This is a genomic window from Pseudomonas sp. MBLB4136, from assembly GCF_051904765.1.
GTDB lineage: Bacteria > Pseudomonadota > Gammaproteobacteria > Pseudomonadales > Pseudomonadaceae > Aquipseudomonas.
Map to the genome: position 1 here is coordinate 4185743 of NZ_CP196713.1, position 19276 is coordinate 4205018.

Annotated in this window: 16 protein-coding genes; 7 read left to right on the forward strand and 9 right to left on the reverse strand. The window is 66.9% G+C overall.

Going from position 1 to position 19276, the window contains the following annotated elements:
• Positions 1-166: 166 nt before the first annotated feature.
• From ACSX1D_RS19270 to bioB, 7 genes are all read right to left on the reverse strand, one after another.
• Positions 167-1972 carry a phenylacyl-CoA dehydrogenase gene (locus tag ACSX1D_RS19270; RefSeq protein ID WP_439859995.1) on the reverse strand — a complete coding sequence of 602 codons (1806 nt, stop codon included), beginning with the start codon at positions 1970-1972 and terminating at the stop codon, positions 167-169.
• Between the two features lie 517 nt (positions 1973-2489).
• Positions 2490-2774, reverse strand: coding sequence for a hypothetical protein (locus ACSX1D_RS19275; RefSeq protein WP_439859996.1), 285 nt, complete (start codon positions 2772-2774; stop codon positions 2490-2492).
• Between the two features lie 96 nt (positions 2775-2870).
• Positions 2871-3560 (reverse strand): dethiobiotin synthase, encoded by a 690-nt coding sequence (gene bioD, locus ACSX1D_RS19280; protein WP_439859997.1) that lies wholly within the window; start codon positions 3558-3560, stop codon positions 2871-2873.
• A 42-nt stretch (positions 3561-3602) separates the two neighbouring features.
• Complete coding sequence (bioC, locus tag ACSX1D_RS19285; RefSeq protein WP_439859998.1) at positions 3603-4412, reverse strand: malonyl-ACP O-methyltransferase BioC; 810 nt, start codon at positions 4410-4412, stop codon at positions 3603-3605.
• Positions 4405-5136, reverse strand: coding sequence for an alpha/beta fold hydrolase (locus tag ACSX1D_RS19290; protein WP_439859999.1), 732 nt, complete (start codon positions 5134-5136; stop codon positions 4405-4407). The genes bioC and ACSX1D_RS19290 overlap by 8 nt, the downstream gene beginning before the upstream one ends.
• Entirely contained in the window at positions 5129-6316 is a 1188-nt protein-coding gene (gene bioF / locus ACSX1D_RS19295; RefSeq protein ID WP_439860000.1) for an 8-amino-7-oxononanoate synthase, read from the reverse strand. The genes ACSX1D_RS19290 and bioF overlap by 8 nt, the downstream gene beginning before the upstream one ends.
• A gap of 104 nt (positions 6317-6420) precedes the next feature.
• On the reverse strand, positions 6421-7476 hold the full coding sequence (gene bioB / locus ACSX1D_RS19300) for a biotin synthase BioB (RefSeq protein ID WP_208707196.1): 1056 nt from the start codon (positions 7474-7476) through the stop codon (positions 6421-6423).
• Between the two features lie 80 nt (positions 7477-7556).
• Between bioB and ACSX1D_RS19305 the strand changes: the two genes are divergently transcribed.
• The 3 genes from ACSX1D_RS19305 (at position 7557) to rarD (ending at position 10477) form a co-directional block, all read left to right on the forward strand.
• Positions 7557-8294, forward strand: coding sequence for a ComF family protein (locus ACSX1D_RS19305; RefSeq protein ID WP_439860001.1), 738 nt, complete (start codon positions 7557-7559; stop codon positions 8292-8294).
• Positions 8295-8356: 62 nt separating this feature from the next.
• Positions 8357-9331 carry a serine/threonine protein kinase gene (locus ACSX1D_RS19310; protein WP_439860002.1) on the forward strand — a complete coding sequence of 325 codons (975 nt, stop codon included), beginning with the start codon at positions 8357-8359 and terminating at the stop codon, positions 9329-9331.
• Between the two features lie 252 nt (positions 9332-9583).
• Positions 9584-10477: an EamA family transporter RarD gene (gene rarD, locus ACSX1D_RS19315; RefSeq protein WP_439860003.1), complete on the forward strand. Its 894-nt coding sequence runs from the start codon at positions 9584-9586 to the stop codon at positions 10475-10477.
• A gap of 314 nt (positions 10478-10791) precedes the next feature.
• On the opposite strand, the gene ACSX1D_RS19320 is transcribed toward rarD, so the two are convergent.
• Both ACSX1D_RS19320 and ACSX1D_RS19325 read right to left on the reverse strand, forming a co-directional pair.
• Positions 10792-11310: a glycine cleavage system protein R gene (locus ACSX1D_RS19320; RefSeq protein WP_439860004.1), complete on the reverse strand. Its 519-nt coding sequence runs from the start codon at positions 11308-11310 to the stop codon at positions 10792-10794.
• A 58-nt stretch (positions 11311-11368) separates the two neighbouring features.
• Positions 11369-11827 carry a GNAT family N-acetyltransferase gene (locus ACSX1D_RS19325; protein WP_439860005.1) on the reverse strand — a complete coding sequence of 153 codons (459 nt, stop codon included), beginning with the start codon at positions 11825-11827 and terminating at the stop codon, positions 11369-11371.
• Positions 11828-12128: 301 nt separating this feature from the next.
• On the opposite strand from ACSX1D_RS19325, the gene ACSX1D_RS19330 reads away from it, so the two are divergent.
• The 4 genes from ACSX1D_RS19330 to ACSX1D_RS19345 all read left to right on the forward strand — a co-directional run bounded on the left by ACSX1D_RS19330 (position 12129) and on the right by ACSX1D_RS19345 (position 19250).
• On the forward strand, positions 12129-14306 hold the full coding sequence (locus ACSX1D_RS19330; protein WP_439860006.1) for a malate synthase G: 2178 nt from the start codon (positions 12129-12131) through the stop codon (positions 14304-14306).
• Positions 14307-14430: 124 nt separating this feature from the next.
• On the forward strand, positions 14431-16362 hold the full coding sequence (locus ACSX1D_RS19335) for a putative nucleotidyltransferase substrate binding domain-containing protein (RefSeq protein ID WP_439860007.1): 1932 nt from the start codon (positions 14431-14433) through the stop codon (positions 16360-16362).
• A complete protein-coding gene (locus ACSX1D_RS19340; protein WP_439860008.1) occupies positions 16359-17066 on the forward strand; it encodes a 3'-5' exonuclease in 708 nt (235 codons plus the stop codon). The genes ACSX1D_RS19335 and ACSX1D_RS19340 overlap by 4 nt, the downstream gene beginning before the upstream one ends.
• 339 nt (positions 17067-17405) lie before the next feature.
• Entirely contained in the window at positions 17406-19250 is a 1845-nt protein-coding gene (locus ACSX1D_RS19345; protein WP_439860009.1) for a multicopper oxidase family protein, read from the forward strand.
• The last annotated feature ends 26 nt before the right edge of the window (positions 19251-19276 follow it).

A 19276-nucleotide genomic window follows, 5' to 3' on the forward strand; every position in this document is an offset into this window, starting at 1 on the left:
CGCTGAGAAGCTGGCATTTTGCCAGATGGCCACGAGCAAATACCTGGCCTGGCGCACAAATTGCGCATTCGGCCGCGCAGGACCTCGTTCGACTCGCGCCTGCGGAGCGCCCAAAAAAAACCGCCACCTTTCGGCAGCGGTTCTTCAGATGAGCTCGCGACCGGCCTCAGTAGCCCAGGGCGAAATCCTCTTCGCTCATGTCCATCAGGTTGCTGGCACCGGACAGCATGGCCTCGACGTGAGTACGGGTCCGCGGCAGGATGCGCGCGAAGTAGAAGCGCGCGGTCTGCAGCTTGGCCTTGTAGAACGCCGCGTCTTCAGTGCCGGCAGCCAGCTTCTCGGCAGCCAGGCGAGCCATGTCGGCCCAGAAGTAGGCCAGGCAGGCATAACCGGAGTACATCAGGTAGTCCACCGATGCGGCGCCAACTTCTTCGCGATCCTTCATCGCGGCCATGCCGACCTTCATGGTCAGCTCGCCCCACTCCTTGTTGAGCTTGGCCAGGGGCTCGACGAACTCCTTGACCGCGTCGTTGCCTTCGTTGCTCTGGCAGAACTTGTGGACGATCTTGGTGAAGCCCTTCAGCGCCTCGCCCTGGGTCATGAGGATCTTGCGACCCAGCAGATCGAGGGCCTGAACGCCGGTGGTGCCTTCGTACATCATGGAGATGCGGCAGTCACGCAGGTTCTGCTCCATGCCCCACTCGCTGATGAAACCGTGGCCACCGTAGATCTGCATGCCGTGGGAGGCGGACTCGAAGCCCACTTCGGTCATGAAGGCCTTGGCGATCGGGGTGAGGAAGGCCAGCAACGCGTCGGCCTGCTTCTTCTCGGCCTCGTCCTGGCTGTACTTGACGATGTCGACCTGCTTGGCGGTGAAGTAGACCATGGCGCGGTTGCCTTCGGCGAACGCCTTCATGGTCAACAGCATGCGGCGCACGTCCGGATGCACGATGATCGGGTCGGCGGCCTTGTCCGGCGCCTTCGGGCCGGTCAGGGAACGCATCTGCAGACGCTCGCGGGCATACTTCAGGCCACCCTGGAAGGCCAGCTCGGCATGGGCCACGCCCTGCAGCGCGGTACCCAGGCGGGCGGTGTTCATGAAGGTGAACATGCAGTTCAGGCCCTTGTTGGCCGGGCCGATCAGGTAGCCAGTAGCGCCGTCGAAGTTCATCACGCAGGTGGCGTTGCCGTGGATACCCATCTTGTGTTCGATCGAGCCGCAGGTCACTGCGTTGCGCTCGCCTACGCCGCCTTCGGCAGTCGGCAGGAACTTCGGCACGATGAACAGGGAAATACCCTTGGTGCCGGCCGGTGCATCGGGCAGGCGGGCCAGGACGATATGGACGATGTTATCGGCCATGTCGTGCTCACCGGCGGAGATGAAGATCTTGGTGCCGCTGACCTTGTAGCTGCCGTCGGCCTGAGGCTCGGCCTTGGTGCGCAGCATGCCCAGGTCGGTGCCGCAGTGCGGCTCGGTCAGGCACATGGTGCCGGTCCACTCGCCGGACACCAGCTTGGTCAGGTAGGTGTGCTTCTGCTCGTCGGTGCCGTGGGCGTCCAGAGTGTTCATCGCACCGTGGGACAGGCCCGGGTACATGCCCCAGGACCAGTTGGCGGTGCCGACCATCTCGCTCAGTACCAGGCCGAGCGACTCCGGCAGGCCCTGGCCGCCATGGTTGACGTCATGGGCCAGGCTCGGCCAGCCACCTTCTACGTACTGCTTGTAGGCTTCCTTGAAACCGGTCGGGGTCTTCACGCCCGACTCGCTCCAGGTGCAGCCCTCGGTATCACCCACACGGTTCAGCGGCGACAGCACCTGCTCGCAGAACTTGGCGCCCTCTTCGAGGATGGCGTCGACCATGTCCGGAGTAGCGTCTTGGCAGCCAGGCAGGCTCTGATAGTGCGCTTCGTAGCCGAGCAGTTCGTCGCGAACGAAACGAATATCACGCAAGGGGGCCTTGTAATCAGGCATAGCGGTTAACCTCTGCGGTGGACTCTGAGTGTGTGGGTGACCGTCAAGACGGTCGCTGCGGGGTCATTCCCGACTGCTTGAGCGACTATAGGTCGGCAAGCAATCAAACGCATGTTTGAAACATACGTTTACCCCCCCCCCTTGTCAAGCACCTGCGCAGCACAGACTACGCCCTGGGCACGACAAACTGCCCCAGCCTCGATGGTTGGTCTTGCTGACGATAGGACCGCAACTCGGCGACTGAGCGGACCCTCTGCAGATGCACCACACGGGTACTGGGCGCATCCAGGAGGGCACAGCGTTCCGCGCAGGGACGTCGTCGACAGCGCTGGAGTCGTGGGAGTGGGTGGGCGAAGCGGGAAGGAGCGGCAGCGGTGCGACTGCGGACAAGAAAGACGCCATTGCGCCGTCGACCTGCATCAGCCTTTCCTCACCACTGGTCGGCTTCAGGACTGCATTGCCGGATCAAGCGGGGGCTGGACGCAACAGGGCCGCGCCCGCCCTGGCGAAAAGGCGCTCAGGCCTTGGTATCGATCAGGGTGCCCAGCACTTCATCGGCGGTCTTCACCAGCCGCGCGCCGACCTGCGCCTCATGCTGGCCGACGCGCAAGGCCACTAGGCTTTCGCTCAGATCGGCGGGAGCGTCGGCACGCGATTCGGGCGTTGCATCGACGCGGCTTTGTTGCGGCGGTGGAGCGGCAAACGCTGCGCCGGCGATCTCGGTCGCCGCCTGATCGATGCGCCGCTGGCCAGACTGAATGGTGCTGATGCCCGCGCTGAAGGCGCTGCCGGAGATTTCCATGAGTTAGCTCCCCTGGGGGAAAGACGCCGTAGACCTGCATTGAAGCAGAAAACATCCGGCCGCCCTACTGGCATTTGGTAATGGCAAAAGGCCGCTTTATAACGCAACCCCGAGCCGGGCGAGGTCGAGATACGCGGCCACGGCCGCCGGCAGCGGCTGGTCCAGGCGCGGCACCCGCCCCAGGCAGGGCGCCGGCAGGCGTTCGGCCAGGGTCGCCAGGTTTTCCTCGAGGCGCGAGGTCTGCGGATCGACCACGTTGGCCACCCAACCGGCCAGCGGCAAGCCGTCACGGGCGATCGCCTCGGCGGTCAGCACCGCCTGGTTGATGCACCCCAGGCGCACGCCCACCACCAGGATCACCGGCAGCTGCAGGCTGATCACCAGATCCGACAGGGACGCCTGGCCATCCAGCGGCACGCGCCAGCCCCCTGCTCCCTCGACCAGGGTGAAGTCGGCGCCCTTGTCCAGGATCCGCTGCACCGGCCCGCGCAAGCTCGCCACGTCCAGCACCGCGCCGACCTCGCGGGCAGCCAGGTGGGGCGCGATGGCCGGCTCGAATGGCAGCGGATTGACCTCCTCGTAGCGCAGATCGAGGCTGCATTCACCCAGCAGGGCCAGGGCATCCTCGTTGCGCAGCCCGTCCGGCGTGCTTACGCAGCCGGAGGCCACCGGCTTGGCCGCTGCGGTGCTGAGCCCGGCGCACTGCGCCGCATGCAGCAGGCCGGCGGCGATGGTGGTCTTGCCGATCTCGGTATCGGTGCCGGTGACGAAGTAGGCGTAGGTCATGTCGATTGTTCCTCTCCGGCCAGCCGTCTGGCGGCGTTCATTTCAAGGCTGTTTCTGCAGCACGCCGTAGACCACCTGATAGGTGGCCGGCAGGCCCTGGGGCTGGCGAAAGCGCTCGTAGGCCTCGACCAGCGCGAGGATGCGCGCGCGGCCGGTCAATCCGCCCGGGCGTCCCGGGTTGAGGTTGTGCGCGCCCAGCGCTTTCAACTCATGGGTGAGACTGCGCAGGTCGGCGTAGTGCAGCGCTTCGGCGCGGGTTTCCAGGGTCGATAGCCGCATGCCGCTGGCGGCGCACAACTGCTGGTAGTCGGCGAAGCGACGGAAGCGGTTGACGTGGACGAAGCCGTCCACCGCCTGCCAGCTGTCGCGCAGTTCCTGCAGGGTGCCCACGCACAGGCTGCTGAACGCCAGCACGCCGCCGGGGCGCAACACCCGCCGGGCCTCGTCCAGCACCGCGCGGAAGTCCGCACACCACTGCAGCGCCAGGCTGGAAAACAGCAGGTCGCAGCATTCGTCGCGCAACGGCAGGCGCTCGGCGTCACCGGCGATGAAGCGCTGCGCGCCCCCCAGTGGCCGAGCATGGCGCAACATGCCTTCGGCGATATCCAGGGCGACGCCCTCGGCCGCCGTGAAGCGTTCGCCGAGGGTGCGACTGAAATGCCCGGTGCCGCAGCCCAGGTCGAGCCAGCGCTGCGGCTCGAGCCGCGCCGGTAGCCGCGCCAGCAACTGATTGCCGACGCTGCGCTGCAGTGCCGCGACGCTGTCGTAGCTGTCGGCGGCGCGGGAAAAGGATGCGGCGACCTGCCGTTTGTCCGGCAGGCCGCTGGCGGATTGGCTCAGGCGCTCAATCATCGCCGGCCTCGTGCAGGAACGCCTGAATCGCCGCCGCCACTTCATGGGGGCGCTCGAGGACGAAGGCGTGGCTGGCCGTGTCGATCAGACCGACCTCGACATCCGGCAACAACTCGAGCAGGGCCGCCGGCGCCTCGGCCGGCACCAGCGCATCGAGGCCGGCGAACAGGTGCAGCTGCGGGCCGACGAAGGCCTGTAGGGCGGCGCGGGTGTCCAGCGCCGCAAGCAGGTCGAGGCCGCTCAGCAAGCGCTGCGCGGACTCTTGCGGGGCTGCACCGAGCAGCTGACGGGACAGCCCGCGGGCATCGCCTGCCCCTTGGGCGCAGAGCAGGGCGAAGCGCTTCAGGGTCGCCGTCGCATCGCGGGCGCAGCCCTGGCGGAACGCGGCGAAGGTTTCCGCCGGCATCGCCGCGGGCCAGCCCACCTCGGCGACGAAACGCAGATTGCTGGCCAGGCAGAGCAGGCCGCTGCAGCGCTCGCCACGCCGCGCCGCCAGTTCCGCCGCGAGCATGCCGCCGAGGGACCAGCCACCCAGCCAGGCGTCCTCGGGCAGGTTGGCATCCAGCTCGTCGAGCCAGGCCTCGGCGTCGCCGCTATCCAGCCGTGGCAGCGGCTCGACCTGCACCCGCAGGCGCGCATCCAGGCCGCGCAGGGCCTCGGCCAGGGGCTCGAGGGGCGCCGTACCCAGGCCCCAGCCGGGCAGCAGGATCAGCCGGTCACGCATCACCGCCCTCCTCTTCCCCGCCAGCCAGTTGCGGCCAGCACTCGGCCAGGGCCTCGAGCAGCAGGTCCAGCTGCTCCACGCTGTGGGCCGCGGACAGGGTCACGCGCAGGCGCGCACTGCCGGCCGGCACGGTCGGCGGGCGGATCGCGGTGACCAGCAGGCCGCGCTCTCGGAGCATCTGCGACAGGCGCAGGGCGCGGGCGCTGTCGCCGACCAGGATCGGCTGAATCGGCGTGGCGCTGTCCATCAGCTGCAGGCCGATGGCCGCGGCGCCAGCGCGAAAGCGCGCGACCAACAGGTCCAGGTGTTCGCGCCGCCAGTGCTCGCTGCGCAACAGCTCCAGGCTCTTCAGGGTGGCGCAGGCCAGCGCCGGTGGCTGGCTGGTGGTGTAGATGTAGGGGCGGGCGAACTGCACCAGGGTCTCGATCAGTTCCTCACTGCCGGCGACGAAGGCGCCGGCGGTGCCGAAGGCCTTGCCCAGGGTGCCGACCAGCACCTGCACATCCTCCGCGCCCAGGCCGAAGTGCTCGACGATGCCGCCGCCGCTGGCGCCGAGCGGGCCGAAGCCGTGGGCATCATCGACCATCACCCAGGCCCCTTTGCGCCGCGCCTCGGCACAGATGGCCGGCAGGTCGGCGAGGTCACCGTCCATGCTGAACACCCCGTCGCTCACCACCAGGGTGTTGCCGGCGGCCTTGTCCAGGCGCGTGGCCAGGCTGGCGGCATCGTTGTGCAGGTAGCGCGAGAAGCGCGCGCCGCTGAGCAGGCCGGCGTCCAGCAGGGAGGCGTGGTTGAGCCGATCCTCCAGCACCGTGTCGCCCTGGCCGAGCAGCGCGGTCACGGCGCCCAGGTTGGCCATGTAGCCGGTGGAGAACAGCAAAGCCCGCGGGCGCCCGCAGAATTCGGCCAGCGCCTCCTCCAGCTCATGGTGCGGCGTGCTGTGGCCGATCACCAGGTGCGAGGCGCCGCCACCGACGCCCCAGCGCCGGGCACCGGCCTGCCAGGCTTCGATCACCTGGGGATGATTGGCCAGGCCGAGGTAGTCGTTGGAACAGAAGGCCAGCAGCTCGCGGCCATCGACCCGCACCTGCGGGCCTTGCGGCGAACCCAGCAGGGGCCGCTGGCGGTAGAGATTGGCCGCCCGGCGTTCGGCGAGGCGTGAGGCGAGATCGAAGCTCATGGCAAAACCCGGTGGATAACCGCAAGCGGGTTATCCACCCTGCAGAGGACTACGTAGGGTGGAGCGCGGCGCGCAGCAGGCGCGTCCCGCTCCACCGCGCGACTTCAGCTTGCGGCGTTGTAGAACAGCTTGGCGTCGCGCTGCTCGACCAGCGCCTGCTCGATGGCCGCCTGGTGCACCTCGTCGCCGTGTTCCTCGCGTTCCTCGGGCTTGATGCCGAGGCGGGCGAACAGCTGCATGTCCTTGTCCGCCTGGGGGTTGGCGGTGGTCAGCAGCTTCTCGCCGTAGAAGATCGAGTTGGCGCCGGCGAAGAAGGCCAGGGCCTGCATCTGCTCGTTCATCTGCTCACGGCCGGCGGACAGGCGCACGTGGGACTGCGGCATCATGATCCGCGCCACCGCGAGCATGCGGATGAAGTCGAAGGGGTCGACGTCCTGCTCGTCGGCCAGCGGCGTGCCCTGGACCTTGACCAGCATGTTGATCGGCACCGACTCCGGGTGCTCCGGCAGGTTGGCCAGCTGGATCAGCAGGCCGGCGCGGTCGTCCAGCGACTCGCCCATGCCGAGGATGCCGCCCGAGCAGATTTTCATCCCCGACTCGCGCACATGGGCCAGGGTCTCCAGGCGCTCGGAATAGGTGCGGGTGGTGATGATGTTGCCGTAGAACTCCGGCGAGGTATCCAGGTTGTGGTTGTAGTAGTCGAGGCCGGCTTCGGCCAGGGCCTGGGTCTGCTCCTTGCTCAGCTTGCCCAGGGTCATGCAGGTTTCCAGGCCCAGGGCCTTGACCCCTTCGACCATCTTCAGCACGTAGGGCATGTCCTTGGCCGAAGGATGTTTCCAGGCCGCGCCCATGCAGAAGCGGGTGGAACCGATGGCCTTGGCCTCGGCCGCCGCCTCCAGCACCTTCTGCACCTCCATCAGCTTTTCCTTGTCCAGGCCGGTGTTGTAGTGGCCGGACTGCGGGCAGTACTTGCAGTCTTCCGGGCAGGCGCCGGTCTTGATCGACAGCAGGGTCGAGACCTGCACGCGGTTGGCATCGAAATGCGCGCGGTGCACGGTTTGCGCCTGGAACAGCAGGTCGTTGAAGGGTTGCTGGAAGAGCGCCTTGACCTCGGCGAGGGTCCAGTCGTGACGCAGTTCGGCGGCTGTAGTAGCGCTCATGATCGATTCCTTGTGGGCGGCAACGGCCTGCTAGAGTCAGCAGGCACGACACGGATGTCCGGCATATTTATGGAAGGCCCATGCGCTGTCAACCTGGCAACAGGCCACCGGTTTACCGATGGTTAGAAAACAAACAGCCCTGCATGCTCTGCGATGAGCCCGCGGACCTGAAACACGCCCTGTGCAGCGACTGCGAGGGCGAGCTGCCCTGGCTGGGCGAGCACTGCCAGGTCTGCGCCCTGCCGCTGCCCGGCGCCGGGCTGACCTGCGGCGACTGCCTGCGCCGGCCGCCGGCGTTCGATCGGGTCACGGCGCCGTGGCGCTACGGCTTCCCGGTGGACAGCCTGATCACCCGCTTCAAGCACCAGGCCCGGTGGCCTCTGGGACGTCTGCTCGGCGAGCTTTTGTCACATCATCTGCGCCACGCCTTCGATGAAGGGCTGCCGCGCCCCGACCTGCTGCTGGCGGTCCCGCTGGCAGCCGCACGCCAGCGCCGACGCGGCTTCAACCAGGCACAGCTGCTCTGCCAATGGCTCAGCCACAGCCTGCAACTGCCGCAGCAGCCACACTGGCTGCTGCGCACCAGCGACACCCAGGCCCAGCAACAACTGGATGCCAGCGCACGCCGGCGCAACCTGCGCCGGGCCTTTGCCCTGGCGCCTGCGAGTCGGGTGCAAGGCTTGCACCTAGCCCTGGTCGACGACGTGCTGACCACCGGCGCCACCGCCGAGAGCCTGGCGCGCCTGTTGAAGCGCGCCGGTGCGGCGCGGGTCGATGTCTACTGCCTGGCCCGCACGCCCAAGCCGGGCGAGCGCTGAACGCGCGCCGCCCCGGTGGCCGCAAGGGGGTACACTGGGCGATCACCGCCGCGGAGTCGCCCATGTCCCATCCCTTTGACGCCCTCACCCCCGACCTGGTCCTGGATGCCGTGGAAAGCCTCGGCTACCTCAGCGATGCACGGATCCTGGCGCTCAACAGCTACGAGAACCGCGTCTACCAGGTGGGCATCGAAGACCAGACGCCGCTGATTGCCAAGTTCTACCGCCCGCAACGCTGGAGCGATGCGGCGATCCGCGAGGAGCACAGCTTCAGCTTCGAGCTGGCCGAGTGCGAAGTGCCGGTGGTGGCGCCCCTGGCCCGCGATGGCGAAACCCTGTTCGAGCACGCCGGCTTTCGCTTCGCCCTGTTCCCCCGGCGCGGCGGCCGCGCCCCGGAGCCGGGCAATCTGGATCAGCTGTACCGCCTCGGCCAGCTGCTCGGCCGCCTGCACGCGGTCGGCTCGACCCGGCCGTTCAGCCACCGCGAGCACCTCGGCGTGGACAACTACGGCCACGCGTCGCTCGCCACCCTGCTGGACGGCGGCTTCATCCCGCGCAGCCTGCTGCCGGCCTACGAGTCGGTGGCCCGCGACCTGCTCAAGCGGCTCGACGGCCTGTTCGCCAACACCCCGGTGCAGGCGATTCGCCTGCACGGCGACTGCCACCCCGGCAACCTGCTGTGCCGCGACGAGACCTTCCACATGGTCGACCTCGACGACTGCCGCATGGGCCCGGCGGTGCAGGACCTGTGGATGATGCTGGCAGGCGAGCGCCACGAGCGCCTCGGCCAGCTGTCCGAGCTGATGGACGGCTACCAGGAGTTCCACGACTTCAACCCACGCGAGTTGCCCCTGATCGAAGGCCTGCGCGCTCTGCGCCTGATGCACTACAGCGCCTGGCTGGCGCGCCGCTGGGACGACCCGGCCTTCCCCCACAGTTTCCCCTGGTTCGGCACGGAGCGTTACTGGGGCGAGCAGGTGCTGATGCTGCGTGAGCAGCTGGCGGCGCTGGACGAGGAGCCGCTTAAGCTGTTTTGAGCCCCCCGATCACGGACGAGCGAGGAACCCTCCGAGCATTTAATCGATCAGTTGCAGAAGAGCGCTGCAAGCCGAGGCGCCAGCAACCGGGCCGTACAGCTAAACAGCACTACAGTTGCGGCCAAGCCGTAAAGCCTGGCTTACACTAATTGCTCGGCAGGCAGCGCCGGCGAAGCTGAACGACCAGACAAGTGCCGGTGCGGCCAACTAGAATCCCTGGCCTTTAGTTAGTAGCCTAAGCAAGGACTCTGCATGGCCACCGTCGACCCGCGCCGCGGGTATATTCTGGGCCTCACCGCCTACATCATCTGGGGCCTGTTCCCCCTCTACTTCAAAGCCATCCAGAGCGTCCCGGCACTGGAGATCATCGTCCACCGGGTGCTCTGGTCGGCGCTGTTCGGCGCCGCCCTGCTGCTGGCCTGGAAGCACCCAGGCTGGTTGCGCGAATTGCGCGAGCACCCCAGGCGCCTCGCGGTGCTGGCCGCCTGCGGCTCACTGATCGCCTGCAACTGGCTGGTGTACGTGTGGGCAGTGAACAACGAACGGATGCTCGAGGCCAGCCTGGGCTACTACATCAACCCGCTGATCAATGTCCTGCTCGGCCTGCTGCTGCTCGGCGAGCGCCTGCGCCGCCTGCAGTGGCTGGCCGTGGGCCTGGCCGCCCTGGGCGTGGCGCAACAGGTGTGGCAACTGGGCAGCCTGCCCTGGGTATCCCTGGTGCTGGCGCTGACGTTCGGTTTCTACGGCTTGATCCGCAAGCAGGCGCCGGTCGCCGCGTTGCCGGGCCTGGTGGTGGAAACCTGGATGCTGCTGCCGGTCGCCCTGGCCTGGCTGCTGCTGCACCCCGCCGCGATGAGCAGCCAGGCCCCCTTCTGGGGCACCAGCGAAGCCCTCTGGCTGATGGCCGCCGGGCCGATCACCCTGGTGCCGCTGGTCTGCTTCAACGCCGCCGCGCGTCATCTGCCCTATACCACCCTGGGTTTTCTGCAATACATCGCCCCGACCCTGGTGCTGCTGCTGGCGGTGCTGGTGTACGGCGAACACTTCGACCCGGCCAAGCTACTGGCCTTCGTCTGCATCTGGGCCGGCCTGGCGCTCTACAGCCTGGACGCCTGGCTGACCCTGCGGCGCCGCGGCCGGGCCTGATCGCCCGGGCTGAACCCTGCGCCTGGGTGAGGACAACCCTCAGCCAGCCGCAGGCATCCATGGGGCGATGTCCGGCGGTCAACTGGACAATAAACGAGCAGCCCGGCGCAACCCGCGCCGGACCTGGCCTGCAGCCAGTCATCCCGACCTTATCCACAGAACGATCCCCGATCTCTGTGCACAAGCCATTGAAATTGCTGGTTTTTTAATCAGAACTCGGCAGACCCCGGGGCACTAGCGCGCGCACCGCCGCCCCCCAGGTTATCCACAGCCCTACGCACATCAGCCGTGGATATCCGCTCTCGGTCACCCCCTCAGTTCTCGGTGCGCAGATTGAGCTCGACCATCAGGTCATCGGCCAGTGCCTCCAGTTTGCCCTGCAACATCTCCAGGGACAGCTCCAGCGGCACCGCCAGCAACGCCTCGGCGTGGAACAACGGCTCGCTGCTCATGGGCGCCGGCATCACCTCGGTGACCAGGCTCTCCAGGTTGACCCCCTGGGCGGTGAGCAGGCTGGTGATGTCACGGACGATGCCCGGCCGGTCGTTGCCGACCAGGTCGAGGAGTATCGGCTTCCAGCTGCACACCGGCTCCGCGCCGCTGTCGGCCAGCAGCACGCGGATGCCCTGGGCACCGAGGCCTTGCAACTCCTCGACCAGTCCGGCTCGCGCCTCGGCCGGCACGGCGATGCGCAGTATCCCGGCGAATTGCCCGGCCATGCGCGACATGCGGCTCTCCAGCCAGTTGCCGCCGTGGTTGGCCACGCATTGGGCGACGCGCTCGACCAGCCCCGGCTGATCCTGGGCGATTACGGTAAGTACCAGGTGCTCCATGGAATGCCTCTCATCGTTTCAGGTGAAGACAGCGCCGGCAGCGTCCGCGCCAGTGGCATCAAGGGTTGCGGCGAGACAGCTGCAGCCAGTAGGTAAAGAACACTTCATCACGTACATAACCGAGGCGCTCGTACAGCGCCTGGGCCTCCAGATTGCCCTTCCCCGTCTCCAGCTGCAATCCGCAGGCGCCGCTCGCCTCGGCCTGCACCCGTGCGGCATTCATCAGCGCGCTGCCGACGCCGCGCCGACGCGCCGCCGGTGCCACGTAGAGATCGCTCAACAGCCAGGCCGGGCGCAGTGCCAGGGACGCGAAGTAGGGATAGAGCTGCACGAAACCGAGGACGGCGCCGGTCGCGTCACGCCCGACCAGCAGGGTCGAGTCGCCGCGGCTCAGGCGCTCGACGAGAAAGGCGCGGACCGCGGCCAGGGATCTGTCCACCTGATAGAAACGCAGATAGGCGGCGAAGAGCTCGGCCAATTCGTCGAGATCCTCTGTAGTGGCCGCGGCTATACGCATCGCTCGGCTCCTTCGGGTGATGATCGCAGTATAGGCAGGCGTCGCTCACGTCGGCCGACGGGCGCCGCACAATAAGTCGTATACCGTTTAGCTAGCTTTATGAAACAATAAACACAGATATTTAAGACAAAGCGCTCATCGCGTGACTGCAAAGCACTTTACGGTCGCAGAACGACGCGACCCCCGCTGATTTTCCGATAATCTTGATGTAGTATGCCGCGCCTCGGACTACAAGACGTAACCCCCGGGTTCCACGCGGCTATTAAGTAGAGCTGAAGAGCTGAGCAGAGTGAGGCAAGTGATGACTGAACGCGTTCAAGTCGGTGGCCTGCAGGTCGCCAAAGTGCTGTTCGACTTCGTTAACAACGAAGCCATCCCCGGGACCGGCATCACCGCCGACAAGTTCTGGAGCGGTGTCGAGGCCGTGATCAACGAACTGGCGCCGAAGAACCGCGCCCTGCTGGCCAAGCGCGACCAGCTGCAGGCGCAGATCGACGCCTGGCACCAGGCCCGCGCTGGCCAGGCCCACGATGCCGCGGCCTACAAGGCCTTCCTCGAGGAGATCGGCTACCTGCTGCCGCAACCGGCCGACTTCAAGATCAGCACGCAGAACGTCGACGACGAGATCGCCCACCTGGCCGGCCCGCAGCTGGTGGTGCCGGTGATGAACGCGCGCTTCGCCCTGAACGCCTCCAACGCCCGCTGGGGCTCGCTGTACGACGCACTGTACGGCACCGACGTGATCAGCGAAGACGGCGGCGCCGAGAAGGGCAAGGGCTACAACAAGGTCCGCGGCGACAAGGTCATTGCCTTCGCCCGCGCCTTCCTCGACCAGGCCGCGCCCCTGGCAGCCGGCTCCCATGTCGACGCCACCGGCTATCGCATCGAAGGCGCCCGCCTGCTGGTCAGCCTCAAGGGCGGCAGCAACACCGGCCTGCGCGACGACGCCCAGCTGGTCGGCTTCCAGGGCGACACCCATGCGCCGTTCGCCATCCTGCTCAAGCACAACGGCCTGCACTTCGAGATCCAGATCGACGCCGACAGCCCGATCGGCAGCACCGATGCGGCCGGGGTCAAGGACGTGCTGATGGAAGCCGCCCTGACCACCATCATGGACTGCGAAGACTCGGTCGCCGCGGTCGACGCCGACGACAAGGTGGTGGTCTACCGCAACTGGCTGGGCCTGATGAAGGGCGACCTCGCCGAGCAGGTGTCCAAGGGCGGCCAGACCTTCACCCGCACCATGAACCCGGACCGCGTCTACACCCAGCCGGACGGCAGCGAGCTGACCCTGCATGGCCGCTCCCTGCTGTTCGTGCGCAACGTCGGCCACCTGATGACCATCGACGCCATCGTCGACAGCCAGGGTTTCGAGGTGCCGGAAGGCATGATGGACGGCCTGATCACCAGCCTGATCGCCATCCACAACCTCAATGGCAACACCAGCCGCCACAACACCCGCACCGGCAGCGTATATATCGTCAAGCCGAAGATGCACGGTCCGGAAGAAGTCGCCTTCACCAACGAGCTGTTCGCCCGCGTCGAGGACGTCCTCGGCCTGCCGCGCAATACCCTCAAGGTCGGCATCATGGACGAGGAGCGCCGCACCACGGTTAACCTCAAGGCCTGCATCCAGGCCGCCAGCGAGCGCGTGGTGTTCATCAACACCGGCTTCCTCGACCGCACCGGTGACGAAATCCACACCTCCATGGAGGCCGGCGCCATGGTGCGCAAGGCGGCCATGAAGGCCGAGAAGTGGATCGGCGCCTACGAGAACAACAACGTCGACGTCGGCCTGGCCTGCGGCCTGCAGGGCCGCGCGCAGATCGGCAAGGGCATGTGGGCCATGCCCGACCTGATGGCCGGCATGCTCGAGCAGAAGGTCGCCCATCCGCTGTCCGGCGCCAACACCGCCTGGGTTCCCTCGCCGACCGCCGCCACCCTGCACGCCCTGCACTACCACCAGGTCGACGTGTTCGCCCGCCAGGCCGAACTGGCCCAGCGTACCCCGGCTTCGGTCGACGATATCCTGAGCATCCCGCTGGCCGCCGACACCAACTGGTCGGCCGAGGAAATCCAGAACGAACTGGACAACAATGCCCAGGGCATCCTCGGCTACGTGGTGCGCTGGGTCGACCAGGGCGTCGGCTGCTCCAAGGTGCCGGACATCAGCGACGTCGGCCTGATGGAAGACCGTGCCACCCTGCGCATCTCCAGCCAGCTGCTGGCCAACTGGCTGCGCCACGGCATCGCCAGCGAGGAGCAGATCGTCGCCAGCCTCAAGCGCATGGCGCCGGTGGTCGACCGGCAGAACGCTAGCGACCCGCTGTACCGGCCAATGGCGCCGGACTTCGACAACAACATCGCCTTCCAGGCCGCCCTGGAACTGGTGGTCGAAGGCGCCAAGCAGCCCAATGGCTACACCGAGCCGGTGCTGCACCGCCGGCGCCGCGAGTTCAAGGCCAGGAACGGCCTGTAACCTGCAGCTGCTGCAATAAGAACCGCCCTCCGGGGCGGTTTTTTTATGCTCTAGACTTACGTCCAATGTGCAGACGGCCGTCCGCGGACGACCATACCCCCTCAGTGAATCGTCGAGACCGGCCATGAGCAAAGCGGACGCCTTCGCCCAGGCGGGCAAGACCGCCGTCATGCAGAACATCCACGGCACCATGGAGTTTCTGCAGAAGTTCCCGCCCTTCAATCAGATGGATACGGCCCACTTGGCCTACCTGGTGGAACACTGCCAGCTGCGCTTCTACGGCGAAGGCGAAACCATCATCAAGCCGGCCGATGGCCCGGTCGAACACTTCTACATCGTCAAGCAGGGCCGCGTGCACGGCGAACGCCCGCACTCGGCGCGGCGCGGCACCGAGACCACCTTCGAGATCACCAGCGGCGAGTGCTTTCCCCTGGCCGCGCTGATCGGCGAGCGCGCCACCCGTACCGAGCACCTGGCCGCCGAAGACACCTTTTGCCTGCTGCTGGGCAAGGCGGCGTTCACCAAGCTGTTCAACGTATCCAACCCGCTGCGCGACTTCGCCCTGCGCGGGGTCAGCAGCCTGCTCGAGCAGGTCAACCAGCAGGTGCAGCTACGCGCGGTGGAGACCCTCGGCGCGCAGTATTCCCTGGATACCCGCCTGGGCGAGCTGGCCATGCGCCAGCCGATCAGCTGCGCGCCGGATACGCCGCTGCGCGAGGCGGTCAAGCTGATGCACGAGCAGCACGTCGGCAGCATCGTCATCGTCGACCCGGCGCTCAAGCCCCTCGGCATCTTCACCCTGCGCGACCTGCGGCGGGTGATCGCCGACGGCGAGTCGCTGGAGCAGCCGATCGAGCGCCTGATGACCGCGAAGCCCTTCCACCTGGCGCCGGATGCCAGCGCCTTCGACGCGGCGATCGCCATGACCGAGCGGCACATCGCCCACGTCTGCCTGGTGGAGCACGAGCGCCTGTGCGGCGTGGTCTCCGAGCGCGACCTGTTCTCCCTGCAGCGGGTCGACCTGGTCCACCTGGCGCGCACCATCCGCCACGCCGGGCGGATCGAGACCCTGAGCGCGCTGCGCGAGGACATCCGCCAGCTGGTCGACCGCATGCTCGCCCACGGCGCCAGCTCGACCCAGATCACCCACATCATCACCCTGCTCAACGATCACACGGTGTGCCGGGTGATCGAGCTGACCCTGGAGGACCTCGGCGATCCCGGGGTGCCCTTCACCTGGCTGTGCTTCGGCAGCGAAGGGCGGCGCGAGCAGACCCTGCACACCGACCAGGACAACGGCATCCTGTTCGAGGCCGCGGACAAGACCGAGGCCGCCGACATGCGCCGGCGCCTGCTGCCGCTGGCCGGCGAGATCAACCAGCGCCTGGCGCAGTGTGGCTTCACCCTGTGCAAGGGCAATATCATGGCCGGCAATCCCGAGCTGTGCCTGTCGCGCCAGGAGTGGACACGGCGCTTCGCCGGCTTCATCGACGAGGCCACCCCGGAGAACCTGCTGGCCTCGAGCATCTATTTCGACATGCGCGTGGTCTGGGGGCCGGACGAGGGCTGCGAGCGGGTTCGCGAGGAGCTGCTGCGGCGGATCGCCGACAACAGCCTGTTCCAGCGCATGATGGCCGAGAACGCCCTGCGCCAGCGCCCGCCGGTCGGGCGTTTCCGCGATTTCGTGGTGGCCCGCAAGGGGGCCGAGAAGGACACCCTGGACCTCAAGGTGCAGGGCCTGACGCCCTTCGTCGACGGCGCCCGCCTGCTCGCCCTGGCCCACGGCATCGAGACCTGCAACACCCTGGAACGCCTGCGCGAGCTGATCGCCAGGCAGGTCATCGCCCCCCTCGACGGTGCCGCCTACGAGGAGGCCTACCACTTCATCCAGCAGACCCGCATGCAGCAGCACCAGCTGCAGGCCCGCGAGCACCAGGCGTACTCCAACCGCCTCGACCCGGACAGCCTCAACCACCTGGACCGGCGCATCCTGCGCGAGTCCTTCCGCCAGGCCAAGCGCCTGCAGAGCAGCCTGGCACTGCGTTATCAACTATGAGTCAGTTCACCTGGCTGACCGGCCGCGGGCCGGCCCTGCTCGAGACACAACTGGATCGCCGGGCGCGCCTCGCGGCCCCGGCGCCACTGGATGAGCGAGCGCTGAACGAACAGCGCCTGGTGGTGCTCGACCTGGAAACCAGCGGCCTGGATCTGCGCCGCGATCAGGTGCTGTCGATCGGCGCGGTGGTGATCGAGGGCGGCGCCATCGACCTGGGCCAGCAGTTCGAGCGCACCCTGCGCTGCCCGGATCGACAGCTGGGCGCCAGCGTGCTGATCCATGGCCTGGCCCCCAGCGCTATCGCCGCCGGCAGCGAGCGCGCCGAGGCGCTACTGGACTTCATGGAGTTTCTCGGCGACAGCCCGCTGCTGGCGTTTCATGCCGGCTTCGACCGACGCATGCTCGGCCGTGCCCTCAAGCAGGCCCTCGGCCACCGCCTGCGCCACCGCTTCTTCGACCTCGCCGAGCTGGCGCCGCTGCTCTGCCCACAGGCGCACATCGCCCGCGGCGGCCTCGACGACTGGGCCCGGCACTTCGGCCTGCAGGCGCAGCAGCGCCACCACGCCAGCGCCGACGCCCTGGTCACCGCCGAGTTGGCGCTGATCCTGTTCAGCCGCGCCCGCCGCCAGCAGCTGGACAGCCTGCAGGCCCTCGAGCAACGCCTGCAGGGCTGGCGCCGACGCCAGCGGGTGCAGGCATTCTGAGGCATCCTCAGACGCCAGTGCCCCCCTTATCCCCCCAGCGCCCCGCGCTCAATATATTTCGCAATATCGGGCCTCCCAGCACCCTGACGGCCATTATAAAAACAACCACATTCCATATAAATCAGTTATTTATTCCAACAAATAGACGATAGATAGCAATTTGCCGTTAAATTGACACGTCGTCACCAGCCAGCTTTATTTATACGGCGAGCACGTGTTAGTTGTCCCCACGCGCCATGCTGGAGGGGCCGCAGCGCAGTTTCGTTCCACAGCCATTCTCCAACGACCTACTCGCCAATGTTCCGCCGCTTCGGTAACCGGGATACAGAGGCTCTATTCATGAAAGAGAATGGCAAACGATCGACTCCGACTCGAGCGGAAGACAACCCTGAGGGCCCGGACAGGCGCTCGTTCCTCAAGCTGTCCGCGACGGCGATGGCGGCCCCCCTGCTGTTGCGCAGCCGAGCGGGCGATGCTGCCGAGTGGGTGACCACGCCCCAACCGGTGTTCCCGCCCAGCCCGCCGACCCGGCCCTGGCAGGAAGAACTGCCCAGAGCAATCGTCCCCGTAAGGCCCTCCGACACCTTGGTCCCGACTGCCGAGGCACAGCCGAAGTTCGACGACAAGGAGGCCGGGCGCGAGCCGCACCAGCGCTACGACGAGATAGTCGCCGCCCTCGGTGCCCCGACCCTCTATGAGCTGACCGCCAAGGAGATCCCCTGGAGTTTTCATCCAGACCTACCCTGGCAGACCGCCTGGACCTACGTCAGCGCAGGCCGCGAGGCAACCCTGCCATCCACCATCCTGGCCCGCTACGGCAAGCCGGTGGTCTGCCGCTTCCACAACGATCTACCCAAGGATCATGTGGGCTTCGGCAGCCCAGAGATCTCCACCCACCTGCACAACCTGCACATGTCCTCCGGCTGCGACGGCTACCCCAGCGACTACTACCGCAAGGACAAGGCCGGGCCGACGCTGAAGGAGCTGGGACCAAACGAAGGCAAAGGCACCTTCAAGGATCACTTCTATCCCAATGTCTACGCCGGCTACGAAGACTGGCGGGCCAAATACGGCGGGGGCTTCGGCGACCCCAAGGAGGCCCTGGGAACCCTATGGTTCCACGATCACACCGAGGACTTCACCGCACCGAACGTCTACCGCGGCCTGGCGGGGTTCTACCTGTTGTTCGACGATCTCGACTCGGGCAATGAGACCGACGCAAGCTCGTCAGCCTTGCGCCTGCCGAGCGGCCGCTACGACTATCCTCTGGCCTTCGGCGACAAGCGCTTCGACCCCGACGGTTACCTGTTCTGGGATGAATTTCATGTCGAGGGCGTGCTCGGCGACAAGGTCACGGTCAACGGCAAGATCGAGCCGGTGCTGCGCGTGGACGCGCGCAAGTACCGCCTGCGCCTGCTCAACAGCGGGCCCAGCCGCTTCTACGAGTTCTACCTGGTCGACGGTCGGGACCGCGAGCAGTCCTTCACCTATATCGCCAACGACGGCAACCTGCTGCCGACGCCGCTGCTCAACCAGCGCAAGGTGCGTATCGCCGTGGCCGAGCGCGCCGACATCGTGGTGGACTTCTCCCGCTATCCGATCAACACCGAACTGTACCTGGTCAACCGCCTGCGCCAGGACAGCACGCGCAAGCCCAAGGACGTCAGGAAGCCGGGCGACCGGGTGCTGAAGTTCATCGTCGACCGCTACCCACCACAACAGGACCTTAGCCAGGTGCCCGCGGCCCTGCGCCCGCTGCCTGAACTGCCCACGGCGGAAGAGCTCGCCACGCTGAAGGTGCGGCGCTGGGAGTTCGACCGCAAGAACGGCCTGTGGATGGTCAACGGTCGGCTGTTCGACCGGGACAACCCCAGGGCCCGGATCGACAAGGGCAGCGCGGAGATCTGGGAGCTGGTGGGCAAGTCCGGTGGCTGGTCCCACCCGATCCACCTGCACCTGGAGGAAGGCCGCATCCTCAGCAAGAGCATCGATGGCGTCGAGGTGCCGATCCCACCCCATGAGCGCGGGCGCAAGGACGTCTTCGAGCTGCACCAGACCATGACCATCAAGGTGCTGGTGCGCTTTCGCGACTTTACCGGCAAGTACGTCATGCACTGCCACAACGTGATCCATGAGGACCACGCGATGATGGTGCGCTGGGATGTCGAGAGCAAGGACGCCTGACCCCCCCTCAGCCAGGAGGTGAACGG

Excerpts from the sequence above, each read along its gene's own strand:
- ACSX1D_RS19270 (WP_439859995.1), bottom strand. The coding sequence starts at position 1,972 with ATGCCTGATTACAAGGCCCCCTTGCGTGATATTCGTTTCGTTCGCGAC.
- ACSX1D_RS19275 (WP_439859996.1), bottom strand. The coding sequence starts at position 2,774 with ATGGAAATCTCCGGCAGCGCCTTCAGCGCGGGCATCAGCACCATTCAG.
- bioD (WP_439859997.1), bottom strand. The coding sequence starts at position 3,560 with ATGACCTACGCCTACTTCGTCACCGGCACCGATACCGAGATCGGCAAG.
- bioC (WP_439859998.1), bottom strand. The coding sequence starts at position 4,412 with ATGATTGAGCGCCTGAGCCAATCCGCCAGCGGCCTGCCGGACAAACGG.
- ACSX1D_RS19290 (WP_439859999.1), bottom strand. The coding sequence starts at position 5,136 with ATGCGTGACCGGCTGATCCTGCTGCCCGGCTGGGGCCTGGGTACGGCG.
- bioF (WP_439860000.1), bottom strand. The coding sequence starts at position 6,316 with ATGAGCTTCGATCTCGCCTCACGCCTCGCCGAACGCCGGGCGGCCAAT.
- bioB (WP_208707196.1), bottom strand. The coding sequence starts at position 7,476 with ATGAGCGCTACTACAGCCGCCGAACTGCGTCACGACTGGACCCTCGCC.
- ACSX1D_RS19305 (WP_439860001.1), top strand. The coding sequence starts at position 7,557 with ATGCGCTGTCAACCTGGCAACAGGCCACCGGTTTACCGATGGTTAGAA.
- ACSX1D_RS19310 (WP_439860002.1), top strand. The coding sequence starts at position 8,357 with ATGTCCCATCCCTTTGACGCCCTCACCCCCGACCTGGTCCTGGATGCC.
- rarD (WP_439860003.1), top strand. The coding sequence starts at position 9,584 with ATGGCCACCGTCGACCCGCGCCGCGGGTATATTCTGGGCCTCACCGCC.
- ACSX1D_RS19320 (WP_439860004.1), bottom strand. The coding sequence starts at position 11,310 with ATGGAGCACCTGGTACTTACCGTAATCGCCCAGGATCAGCCGGGGCTG.
- ACSX1D_RS19325 (WP_439860005.1), bottom strand. The coding sequence starts at position 11,827 with ATGCGTATAGCCGCGGCCACTACAGAGGATCTCGACGAATTGGCCGAG.
- ACSX1D_RS19330 (WP_439860006.1), top strand. The coding sequence starts at position 12,129 with ATGACTGAACGCGTTCAAGTCGGTGGCCTGCAGGTCGCCAAAGTGCTG.
- ACSX1D_RS19335 (WP_439860007.1), top strand. The coding sequence starts at position 14,431 with ATGAGCAAAGCGGACGCCTTCGCCCAGGCGGGCAAGACCGCCGTCATG.
- ACSX1D_RS19340 (WP_439860008.1), top strand. The coding sequence starts at position 16,359 with ATGAGTCAGTTCACCTGGCTGACCGGCCGCGGGCCGGCCCTGCTCGAG.
- ACSX1D_RS19345 (WP_439860009.1), top strand. The coding sequence starts at position 17,406 with ATGAAAGAGAATGGCAAACGATCGACTCCGACTCGAGCGGAAGACAAC.